The sequence below is a fragment of the uncultured Shewanella sp. genome, from assembly GCF_947491715.1.
Classification (GTDB): Bacteria; Pseudomonadota; Gammaproteobacteria; order Enterobacterales; family Shewanellaceae; genus Shewanella.
Window position 1 is genome coordinate 1 of sequence record NZ_CANLKR010000131.1, and the last position, 350, is coordinate 350.

Sequence of the window (350 nt, forward strand, 5' to 3'; positions counted from 1 at the left end):
GTTAATAAGTCGCTCTCATCCCACACCCACTGTGAGTCCAATTGTTCTATTAAATCCGTTGAACGCGTCACTCGCCAATACTGGTCATAATATGCCGTTTGTAATGGCACGCTTTTACTGCCTACAAACCGAGTGACTGTGGTACTGCCACTGTTATCAGTACTTGGCTGATATTGATATAAATGGCTTAATCTATCGGCCCCCAGTGTATCTGCGGGCATCTGTATGCTTATGACCTTACCTAAATTTTCACTCTCAGTTCCATATCGGATCTCATAACGCCTGTCATTGGATAACCCGCTGAAATAATCTGCATCTGCCGCCTCAGAAGTCCTGACACTGGTTAAGTT

At 44.6% G+C, this 350-nt stretch carries 1 protein-coding gene; it reads right to left on the bottom strand.

Going from position 1 to position 350, the window contains the following annotated elements; genetic code table 11:
* Nucleotides 1–350, bottom strand: a 350-nt coding sequence (locus Q0779_RS23820) for a hypothetical protein (protein ID WP_298776753.1), incomplete at both ends; no start/stop codon positions are given.